1 protein-coding gene is annotated in these 416 nt (G+C 48.6%); it reads left to right on the top strand.

Annotation, left to right across the window (positions count from 1 at the left end):
• Positions 1-416: hypothetical protein (locus tag KH400_RS29790; RefSeq protein ID WP_217228118.1), on the top strand; the 416-nt coding region annotated here is incomplete at both ends.

Genomic DNA, 416 nt, shown 5'->3' with positions numbered 1-416 from the left:
GGGAAGAAGGGGAAGAGAAAAAAAGAAAGAAAGAGGAGAAGGAGGGAGAAAGAAAAAGAGGAGAGAGAGGAGAAGAGGAGGAAGAAAGAAGGGGAGAAGGGGGGAGAGGGGGAGGAGAAGAGAAAGAAAGAAAAGAGAGGGGAAGGAGAGGGGGGGAAAAAGAAAAGAAAAAAGAAAGGGGAGGGAAGAAAGGAGGGGAAAAGGAGAAAAAGGGGGAAAAAAAAAAGGGAGAGGAAAAGAGGAGAGAAGGAAAGGAGGGGAGAGAAAGAGAGGAGGAGAAAGAAGAAAGGGAGGAGAAGGAGGAAGAAGAGAGAGAAAAGGGAGGGAAGGGAGAAGGAGAAAAAGAAAGGGGGGAAGAGGGAAGGAAGGGAAAAGGAAAGGGAGGAAAAGAAAGAAGGAGGGGAAGGAAGGGGGGG

It is taken from the genome of Desertibacillus haloalkaliphilus (genome assembly GCF_019039105.1).
GTDB lineage: Bacteria > Bacillota > Bacilli > Bacillales > KJ1-10-99 > Desertibacillus > Desertibacillus haloalkaliphilus.
The sequence above is the reverse complement of the archived record's forward strand: the minus strand, read 5'-3'. Positions and strand labels throughout refer to the sequence as shown.